Here is a 10,110-nt window from a genome sequence, read left to right on the forward strand (position 1 = left end):
CGATTGGTATTACAGAACTAAAAAAGCTGCCATTGGCAGCTTTTTTATTGGGAGTTTGCTTTGAGAGCACTTTGCTTCGAGTGCTTTAGGCAACTTCATAGTAGTTAGGTTCAATATCCAGTTGCCTTTGAATGATCTGGCCTGCCATCTTGGTACATTTTCCACATTGACTGCCTACACCCAGGCGCTTCTTTACATCAGCAAGAGAGATATCTCCCTGACTGACGGCTTCCTTGATCTGTGTATCAGTAATTGCGTGACAAAGACAAACGTACATTAATGAGCCCCCCGAATAAGATGATAAGATTATAAATGAAAATAATTCTCAATGCTAATAGCTGGTGGTTATAGTTTACTGCTAAAAATCCTGATGAGCGTTATTAAAAAGTGTGACAGATCTTCGTTTTCGGCAGAAAAGCGGGATGGGCCGGGAATATCAGCCCATGAGTGTCGGCTGTCTGGATTTTATTGAAAAGCTGGCCGAGGCTTAAGTGTCCGGCTGAGGTGCCGGCGCTGTGTTACGCGTCTCTCCGTGGGCCAAAGAACTCAATAACCCCGTTGAAAGTTAACCTCATGGGATAGACGCTCACCCTTAAGTAGTTTGTGGTAGTTTACAGAAAAGATCTCTACGACCTGCTCGGGAAAGCTGGGAGCGGCAATATGGGGAGTGATAATAACATTCGATAGTGTCCAGATGGGGTGCTCCTGAGGGAGAGGCTCTTGATTAAACACATCCAGAATTGCATTTTGCTGCGGGTGATTAACTAACTGTTGGTAGAGCGCGTCCAGGTCCAGTACATCGCCGCGGCCGAGGTTAAAGAAAATGGCTTCAGGTTTCATCAGAGAAAGCATCTGTGCATTCAGCGCACCTCTCGTTTCTGCAGTGCTGGGTAAGATACTTGCTATGGCATCGGCCTGGGCAAGGTATTGAGGCAGCTGTGCTAAGGTATCGACCGTATCGAAGCCCTTAGTCGGTTTTGCGCCACGATTGATGCCTGTGACCTGCATGCCAAAATGCTTAGCCGTTTGGGCGAGATGCTTAGCGATATTCCCCGTTCCCAGAAGTAGCAAGTGTTGTCCCTGAAGTGTCTTGAAGCTGCCTGGGCGCCAGATCTTTTCAGCCTGTTGCGATTTATACTTCTGATGTTCCCGCTGATGAGCCAGCAAGTAACCAAACAGATACTCGCTCATTAGTGGTCCGAATATGCCCCTCACATTGGTCAGTAGGTAATCTTTTCTCTGACGAGGTTTAACTAAGGCATCGACGCCTGCCATAGTTGATTGCATCCAGGTCAGTTTGCGGCCATGGGGCAGGATAGGCGCGGCGAGGGCGGGCTCGGCAAGCCAGATGTCGGCCTCGACGATGTTTTGCGGATCATCGTCGAGCAGAGTGAGGTCGGGAAGATGGCATGAGGTCAGTAGTTCCCGGTAGCGATCATTATCATGGGTCAGCAATAGTAACTTGTGTCTCATACATTCTCCCTTTATTCTAAAGCCGACTTTTTTTATGGACCGTACAATGGAACAAATTATTTCAATATTTCATCAAGTTGGAGCCTTGCTATACCCCTGGCTTAACGAGATAGCCACCGCCATCGTTGCATGCTCGCTGGTAGTGTTCGGTGCCGATATCAATCGTTTCTTGAGACGAAAACTTATTTCTCGCTCATTTGTATTAAGAACACTGGTTTTTGTGTTGGTTAACGCATTCGGCTATGGTTTGTTGATTATATCTGTCAGCCCGATTCTTGCCCGGAATATGGCTAGTTTACCCGCTCACTGGTTACTGCTTTTAGTCACTCTTATCTTTTTTGTTATCGGAGCCTGGGCTCAGGCTAACCGTCAGGTTTAGCGCCTCAATGAGATCGCTTTAACCCAAGTTTAGATTGGAATGAGCTGATTGCGCTAACATTTTTTCCTTAAAGCTGTTTGGCCAAGAGTTGATGCCTTGATAAAGATACCGGGCTTTTCAGTTTTTAGGTTAAATAATATCGGTAGCTAAGCTTCTGCCAGCACTTGTGCCGCCCTATCCGGGTAGTTGGAAAATATTCCATCGACCCCCATTTTTTGTAACTGACGAATATCTTCGGGGTGATCGACGGTATACACAAACACTTTCAGCCCCTTCGAATGGGCCGCTTCGACTAACTCGGAGGTAATAAAGTTTAAGCTTAAGTGGATTGAGTAGGCATCAAGCCGGGTCGCAATATCGGTGTGGCTGAGGGGGATCCCTTCCAGGAGCGGGGCGATGAATGCCTGCGGGTATGTGCGGCGAAATTCTTGCAAGAAACCGTGGTGGAAGGATGAGATCAGTAAGTGGCTCTCCTTAAAACCCAACTCTTCGATGAGTTTTGGGTACATGGCGATAAAGGGAGCGAGGCATGTCATTCCCTTTAACTCGATATTGACGATACAGTTATATCGACTTAAGTAACTCATTACCTCCCAAAGTGTCGGGATTGGCTCACCCTCAACCTTGATGCTCTTGAGATACTCACGACTGACATCACTAATGAGCCCGCTGCCATTACTCTTATGATCCAGCCTTCTGTCATGATAGACATAGAGCTCTCCCTCAACGCTGTGAATATCGAGCTCAACCGCTTTTGCACCGAGCTGAACGGCTTTTTTCATCGCTGCGAGTGTATTTTCAGGGGCGTAGCCACTTGCTCCCCGGTGAGCAAAAATAATCATTAGGTTCTAGGGCCTGTTTATCTTTCGAGCTTGAATTTTGCTCAATTTCAATGGGTTTAGTGCAAGGCTTCGAGCTATGACGCTTAACGGGTTAAGCGAAATGCTCGTAACACAGCAATATGCCCATTAAGATGAGCCTGTAGGGCAGTGTTTGTTGGCCCCTATTTTTTTACAAGAATTATTAGGTTGTCGATACACAAACTCCGCCTAACTTACATAGAGAAGGAGTAAGTGCCAACACCTAGTTGCAAAAACAACCATGAAAGGTCATCAGGTTCTGATAACTCCTTGAGCGTCTTTGCTCTGATTATTGTTAATATGTACTTCCAACTGAGGGTAAGCTAATACCAGATCGTTTTCATTGAGCTTTTTGCTGATCCGTTTATGTAACTTATGACGTAGCGGCCAGCGTGAGTTCATATCCTTGGCATATGCTCTGACTTCGAAATCCTGAGTGTGTTTGCCAAAACCTGCAAACCAGACCTCAGGCTCGGGCGTATCTAATGCGTCATCACACTCCTTCACCGCTTGGTACAGTGCGGCTTCGACGCGTGCCGGATCTGAGTCTCGTGCGACAGAGACGTATACAATGACACGGGTGATAGGATCCGATAGTGACCAGTTAATCAGCTGTTCGGTGATAAATGCCTTGTTAGGTACAATGATCTCCTTCCTGTCCCAGTCGATGATGGTCGTTGCCCTGATCTGGATCTTACTGACTGTGCCGGTGAGATCCCTGATGGTAACGGTATCGCCGATCCGAACCGGCTTTTCAAACAGAATGATCAGGCCTGATATGAAGTTTGCGAAGATCTCCTGCAGGCCGAAGCCTAAACCAACCGACAGGGCGGCGACGAGCCACTGTAGCTTAGACCACTCCATCCCCAGTGTAGAGAATCCGCTGAGCAGGCCGAAGAAAACCACCAGGTAACGACTGACGGTGGTGATAGCAAAACCTGTTCCCTGGGTTAAGTCGAGCCTTTGTAAGATCATCAGTTCCAGCAGGCCCGGTAAATTTGTGGCAATCATCAGCGAGAATCCGACAATGATAAGGCCTAACAGCAAGGACTTTAACGTGATTGGCAGCTGCTGCTCTATGCCATTGATGACAGAGTTACTGGTCCACAGGGTTATACCGTCCAGCAGAGAGAACAGAGCGGTATGAGTCTGGGTCCAGAGGCCGATTAAACTGGCGAGGAAGGCCAGTAATAGCAGAGAGCGCACTAACCCCAGCGACTGACTGGATATGGTCTCTAAGTCAACCACAGGTTCTTCGTAGGTATCGAGAGTGTCATTGGTGTTTTGTGGATCTTCACCTCGTTCACGCTGGGAGAGGATTTCGGCTCTTCGGGCCTTTGCCCGGTCGAATGCGATTCTGCGCCTCTCAATCAACATCCAGCGCTTTATCAACTGATAGAGCAACATGAAGCCTAATGAGAGCAGCAGAGACAGCTGTAACTGTAATAACATCTGAAAGGCTGTGTAGTAGTAACCTCTGAATGCCAGCACCGCACAAACAGGGGGAACTAATATCAGTATGGCCCATAAGATACGTTGAATAAGCTTCTTATTCTTACCATCCTGATGATAATGATGCTCTTTCTTAGAAAGTGCCAGAATATCTTTATAAAACCAAAACAACATGATACAGAAGATTATAAATGCGCCTCTGCCTATGCTGTTTCTCAGTACTGAGTTATCGATAAACTCGGTAAAACCCATGATACCGAAGAAAGGGATAGCCATCAGAGTGAAGGCCTTGAACCTGAGCTGACCCTCTCTGATGATCTCTTTTTCACCTTTGAAGTGGCTGATCAACAGGCCTCGATCCAGTGCCAGCAGGTAAGTAAAACGGTAGAGCAGATAAAGCAGACCAATGGCCAGTACTCCCATACCAATGGCTGAGACCAGGTTTTGACTGGAGTAGAACATGATTAAACCGGCGGTGATGACGGGAAGGGGTTTAATAATGCTGTAGGCAAGTGAGTTGATAAGTGCCCTGTAGGTATAGACAAATTTATCCTGGGTCACATTGCCTACGAATGTCACATCCTGTGCCATGGCGGATTTAAATTTAGGCGTCAGAATATCCTGGGCGACCAGGCAGAGGACTAAAAGTATCAGCCACCAGGACCAGAACCCGCTGCGCTCACTGAAGGAGTTGGCAAGGTCAATTGTGGGAGCCTGATGGATCAGCCATTGTACACTCTGGTAAAACTCGGTGAACCAGAGTTGTCCGATTGAGTTCGCATTGGGGACCCAAAAGAGGTGTTCATTGAGGGTATTTTTCAGGGTTGAGTGCTGTTGATTCAGCTGTTCAAAGATGACCCTGAGATCACCCAATTCACTCAGGTACAGATCATAGCTCTGCAATAACTGGGTGATCAGCGCATGTTGAGAGTCGAGTAATTTATTCTGTATGCCGGTGAATGTCTCTTGAGTGAGTAGCTGCTGTCCATTGATAGTTTGATCTTGTTCGAGCTGATATCTCGCCATTCTGGCATTAGCAATCTTATTCTGGACCTTCTCCGGGTTTGGCGGATTGGGTAGCGTTTGCAGTATCTGGAGAAAGCGTTCCCCAAATGCCGAGTTGAGTTTAATCCAGCCAATCTGTTGTTGGATATTTGCCAGCTGCTTGGCCTGCTGCTGGTATTGGTTTTCAGCGTCCTCCTGCTGCTTAACCACCAGGTTTGTCTGTTCGGTTAAACTCTTTAATTCGGAGGCGTACCTTTGATTTATCGCGCTTAACTCCCGGGTGAGAGGATCTGTCTCTGCCGAAGTCTCAATCAGGCTTCGAGCTATCGTCGCATCGGTTCTCTTTTGCCGCTGTAGCGCCACGGCACTATTGAGCTCTTCAATCAAGTTCTCTTGTTGTGCTAACTGCTTTCTTACCAGCAACATCTGCTTCTGGTTGAGGTCAATACGTTTCTGACTGCTTGCCAACTCAGCTTCCAGGGTCGCCAGGGTCTGGATATAGAGCTGGCGCTGCGCAAGAACGACCTGCTCCTCGCCGCTGGCTGGTTCCAAAACTTTATGTTTCTGGTTTAACGACAGTGTCTGCCTCGCAGAACTTATCTTATTTGGCAGCTGGTTATGCTGTTTGATTAAGTCTCTGATCTTGATGTTGAGATTAGCCTCAGTCTCCTTGAGTTCTGACAGCCTCAGGTAGGCGAGAGATGCCTGCTGAGTTAACCCCTGATTTTCAGAGCGGGATAGAGGCTTTTGAGCATCAAGAAGTTGATGTTCGATACTGAGTTTATGAGCCGGATAGTTATCTATTGATGCTAGATAGTTCTGTTCTAATAGTGCCTGCTCTTCGGTCGCCCGGGTTAAATGTGCCAGTTTCTCTTCGACAGAAAGGTTTTTTACCGTGGTTTGATTGATGCCCAGTCGTTGATCGAGCCCGAGGGGAGAACTGGCATTGGCTGACGGGATGAAGGCATATAATAAAATGAGTAAAAATAGTCGCATAGTCTGATGCTGGCCGGGGAAAGAGACAAGGGTATATTACCAATTTATTTTCAGAATAGTATCGCTGTTCAGACTCTTTTTTTTCAATTTTAGACGCATGTTTCAGACCATGTTGACATTGACCATAGGTGGCCCGGTGGCGTTAGCCGAATCTTACTCTCGAAGAGTCTGGATTAGTCATTTTTTTGTGACGCTTTGCGGCTCTGTTGAGTCTCAAATATGGCTGTCGTGACGACTAAAAAACCGCCTATTATAGTTTTAAGTTCGAGGTTTTCTCCCAGCAGAAGTAGGGCAAGCATTGCGCCATAAAAGGGTTGCAGACATGAGACCAGGCCGACGGTTTTTGCGCTTAAATGTCTTAATGCCGACGTAAACAACGCATGGGGGGCGGCGGTGAATACAACGCCTAGCAGGAGGATCAAGGCCCATACATTTTGCTCTATCGTGCTTATCTCGACGCTATGCAGAGGGGCGAGGAAGATAACGGCCACCGCGGTTTGATAAAACATAGCCTGTGGACCGGAGTAAGTGGAGAAATACCTCTTATGAAGCAAGTTTCTGGCGGTGAAAAGTGCCGCAGACAAGATGCCAAGGGCGATTCCAAGCGTAACATCATTACCTAAGTTGGCTTCGGGGATCAGTAAAATAACTCCTATCAGCACAGTGAAACCACTGATGATATCGACCCTTTGAATCTTATCGCCGGTAATGAACGGCTCAACCAGTACCGTCATAACAGGGTAAGTGAAGAAAGCTATCATACCTATTGCGATGGATGACAGTTGCATGGAGGCAAAGTAGGTCACCCAGTGCAGGCTGACAACGATGCCCAACCCTAAGGCGATTAGGTAATCGCTTCCATTATGTAACAGGAGTTTATCCTTACTCGCCTTGACAATAAGTGCGAGTACGAATGCCGCGACGAAGCAGCGTAACAGGGTAATATCTAAGGCATCCAGGGGAATGAGCTTTGAGAAGAGTGCAGTGCCGCCAAATAGCAGCACTGCAAGGTGGAGTTCTAATAAACCTGAGGGTTTCAGACTTGTTGTTTGGCTCATTAGTCCTCTATTTTTGCAAACGGCTGTCCCATTCGAGTGACAGCACCAGGTTCGACAGCTTCTGCGAACTCATCCAGTGCATCTTTAGCAAATAACATGACCACAGTGCTTCCTAGCTTGAATCGGCCCATCTCATCTCCCTTATCGAGAGTCAGAGCATCCGGTCCCTCGGTAGGGTAATCCCAGGTAAAGACCTTCTTACCTGTCGGTGGTGTTACAGTTCCAGCCCAGACCGTTTCGATACTTGCCACGATTGTCGCGCCGACAAGCACCATTGCCATCGGGCCTATCTCTGTTTCGAACAGGGCTACGACACGTTCATTTCTGGCAAATAGACCGGGAACATTTTCAGCCGTCAGCGGATTAACAGAAAACAGATCTCCGGGAACATAGGTCATTTTAGACAGCGTACCCTTAATTGGCATATGGATTCGGTGATAATCTTTTGGTGCCAAATAGATGGTCGCAAAGTCTCCCTCTTCGAAACGTTTTGCATCATCGACTTGATTACCCAATAGTGCAAGTGATGAATATTCATGTCCCTTTGCCTGAAAGATCTGTCCATCCTTGATTGGGCCACATTGGCTTACGGCACCATCTACCGGGTGGACTATATACTCTTTGTCATCACACAGAGGGCGTATGCCCGGCTTAAGAGGACGTGTAAAAAAGTCGTTAAAGGTCTTGTAGGCTTCGGCTTCACTCTGAGCCGCTTCGCTCATATCGATTTTATACTGCTTAATAAACCACTTAATGCCGGCCGTTGTGATACTGCCTAGTTCTGCCGCAGCGAACTTGCCCACGAGGCGAGAGATCAAATGTTTTGGCATCATGTATTGCAGTGCAATTTTAATTTTGTCCACGTTTTACTTCCCTTAAATTGATATGAGTTGCACTCTTATTCGTCAGAACCGGCTCTGAAATGGCGAGCATGGCGCTGTTCATCTAAGCTGGCGATTATTCGATGATAGTTGTTATATCTGTCTTGTGAGATTTTTCCATCATTAAACGCCGCAGTGATCGCACACCCAGGATCATTCTTATGTTTACAGTCTCTGAATTTGCAGGTTCCAAGGTAGTCCCGAAACTCTACAAAACACCATCCTACACGTTCGGCAGGAAGATGCCATAAAGCAAATTCGCGTACACCGGGTGAATCAACCAAGTCGCCGCCACTTGCGAAGTGAAGTAACTTGGCGGTTGTGGTTGTATGTTGGCCTAAACCGGAGTTTTCCGATACATCACCTACCTGTAGCTCGGCATTGGGCATCATGGCGTTTATTAATGAAGATTTGCCTACCCCCGATTGGCCGACAAAAACGCTGACTTTCTCATTGAGTAGCTCTTTTATCGCATCGACGCCTAGCCCTGATTTACTGCTGACTCTATATACAGGGTAGCCTATCTCTTTATAGCGCTCGAGAGCCGCTTCAACTTCTGGCCTCTCCTCGTCGGTAAGGAGATCTATCTTGTTGAGGATGATGACAGGTGAAATTCCTGTGTCTTCGGCCGCGACGAGATAACGATCGATAATCTGAGTCGTGAAAGTAGGCACAACTGAAGAGACAATCAATATTTGATCGATATTGGCGGCAATGATCTTTATGCCATCATAGATATCGGGACGAGAAAGCGATGAGTGGCGCGGGTGAACGGCTTCAACCACTCCGGCTATTCCTGTTTCAGTATCTGTCGCCAACCTGGCAACAACTTTATCGCCGGTGACCAGGCTTTGAATATTTCTGCGGATATTACAGCGAACCAATTGGCCCGATTCTGTTTCGATGTCTGCATGTTGACCAAAACGAGATATGACGGTTCCGAGCTGTTCCGGCCCAAGTGAACTATCCTGTAATTCAGGAGCATTACTGCCCGATTCTTTCCGTTGCAGTCTTTTCTCTTGATTGGCCCGCATACGGCGGCGTTGGCCTTGACTTAGGGGTTTCTTTTTACTCACAGATTTGCCATCGTAAAATAAGGTGATTTTGTGTTGCTTAAAAAAGCAGTATGATACACGGTCTAAAACAAAAAAGCCTGAATTTAGGCAAACAGGAACAATAAGGCAGATCTATGGCTGCAGATGCAAACAATCTCATATGGGTAGATTTAGAGATGACAGGGCTGGATCCTAGTGTCGATAGAGTCATTGAGATTGCAACAATAGTGACAGATAAAGAGTTAAATATTCTCGCAGAGGGGCCTGTCATCGCCATTCACCAATCGGAAGAGCAGCTAGCCAAGATGGATGACTGGAACCTGAAACACCATGGTGAGTCAGGTTTAATCGACAGGGTTCGTTCGAGTAAATATAGTGAAGCGCAGGCCGTCGAAATGACTATCGCGTTTCTTTCTAAACACGCTACCAAAGGCGACTCACCTATGTGTGGGAACAGCATAGGCCAGGATAGGCGCTTTATGAATAGGTATATGCCGGAGTTGGAGGATTACTTCCATTACCGGAATATTGATGTTAGCTCAATAAAAGAGCTGGTTCGTCGCTGGAAGCCTGAGTTGATGAATGGCTTTAAAAAGCAGGGAACCCATCAGGCATTGGTAGATATTCAGGAATCTATTGCCGAACTTCAGTATTATCGGGAAAAAGTATTTAAAATTTGACCGATCAGCCAGTTTATTTTCAAGAAGGGGTTGCAGAGAGATGAAATTCTCATATAATGCGGCCTCAACTTTACGGCTTCCCGGTTTAAGGGAGTGATATAAGAGTAAAGTTTTGCGACATCAGCTCAGTTGTCAGAGGTAAAGAACGATACCTCAGGTAATGATTACAGCAGGTGTCGTACGAAAGAACAATTTGCGACATTAGCTCAGTTGGTAGAGCGATACCTTGCCAAGGTATAGGTCATCGGTTCGAACCCGATATGTCGCTCCA

The 10,110-nt window shown here is 46.9% G+C and carries 9 protein-coding genes and 1 tRNA gene; 3 read left to right on the top strand and 7 right to left on the bottom strand.

The genetic code is table 11. From position 1 onward, the window contains the following. Positions 1-85: 85 nt before the first annotated feature. A complete protein-coding gene (locus Q1B47_RS07295; RefSeq protein WP_299790942.1) occupies positions 86-277 on the bottom strand; it encodes a bacterioferritin-associated ferredoxin in 192 nt (63 codons plus the stop codon). A 269-nt stretch (positions 278-546) separates the two neighbouring features. Next, a complete protein-coding gene (locus Q1B47_RS07300; RefSeq protein WP_299790945.1) occupies positions 547-1,473 on the bottom strand; it encodes a D-2-hydroxyacid dehydrogenase in 927 nt (308 codons plus the stop codon). Between the two features lie 46 nt (positions 1,474-1,519). Here Q1B47_RS07300 and Q1B47_RS07305 point away from each other — a divergent pair, with 46 nt between their 5' ends. Next, positions 1,520-1,852 carry a DUF3392 domain-containing protein gene (locus tag Q1B47_RS07305; protein ID WP_299790948.1) on the top strand — a complete coding sequence of 111 codons (333 nt, stop codon included), beginning with the start codon at positions 1,520-1,522 and terminating at the stop codon, positions 1,850-1,852. A 146-nt stretch (positions 1,853-1,998) separates the two neighbouring features. On the opposite strand, the gene Q1B47_RS07310 is transcribed toward Q1B47_RS07305, so the two are convergent. The 5 genes from Q1B47_RS07310 to rsgA form a co-directional block, all read right to left on the bottom strand. Beyond that, complete coding sequence (locus Q1B47_RS07310; RefSeq protein WP_299790951.1) at positions 1,999-2,694, bottom strand: glycerophosphodiester phosphodiesterase family protein; 696 nt, start codon at positions 2,692-2,694, stop codon at positions 1,999-2,001. Positions 2,695-2,964: 270 nt separating this feature from the next. Further along, on the bottom strand, positions 2,965-6,165 hold the full coding sequence (locus tag Q1B47_RS07315; protein ID WP_299790954.1) for a mechanosensitive ion channel domain-containing protein: 3,201 nt from the start codon (positions 6,163-6,165) through the stop codon (positions 2,965-2,967). Between the two features lie 173 nt (positions 6,166-6,338). Next, positions 6,339-7,223 carry a DMT family transporter gene (locus Q1B47_RS07320; RefSeq protein ID WP_299790957.1) on the bottom strand — a complete coding sequence of 295 codons (885 nt, stop codon included), beginning with the start codon at positions 7,221-7,223 and terminating at the stop codon, positions 6,339-6,341. Further along, the gene (gene asd, locus Q1B47_RS07325; protein WP_299790960.1) at positions 7,223-8,086 is read right to left on the bottom strand and encodes an archaetidylserine decarboxylase; all 864 of its coding nucleotides are present in this window, start codon (positions 8,084-8,086) and stop codon (positions 7,223-7,225) included. The genes Q1B47_RS07320 and asd overlap by 1 nt, the downstream gene beginning before the upstream one ends. A 35-nt stretch (positions 8,087-8,121) precedes the next feature. Further along, on the bottom strand, positions 8,122-9,180 hold the full coding sequence (gene rsgA / locus Q1B47_RS07330) for a small ribosomal subunit biogenesis GTPase RsgA (protein ID WP_299790963.1): 1,059 nt from the start codon (positions 9,178-9,180) through the stop codon (positions 8,122-8,124). Between the two features lie 113 nt (positions 9,181-9,293). Here rsgA and orn point away from each other — a divergent pair, with 113 nt between their 5' ends. Together orn and Q1B47_RS07340 are read left to right on the top strand one after the other, a co-directional pair. Continuing rightward, positions 9,294-9,839, top strand: coding sequence for an oligoribonuclease (gene orn / locus Q1B47_RS07335; RefSeq protein WP_299790966.1), 546 nt, complete (start codon positions 9,294-9,296; stop codon positions 9,837-9,839). A gap of 195 nt (positions 9,840-10,034) precedes the next feature. Then, a tRNA-Gly gene (locus tag Q1B47_RS07340) sits at positions 10,035-10,110 on the top strand.

It is taken from the genome of uncultured Shewanella sp. (assembly GCF_947501225.1).
GTDB lineage: Bacteria > Pseudomonadota > Gammaproteobacteria > Enterobacterales > Shewanellaceae > Shewanella.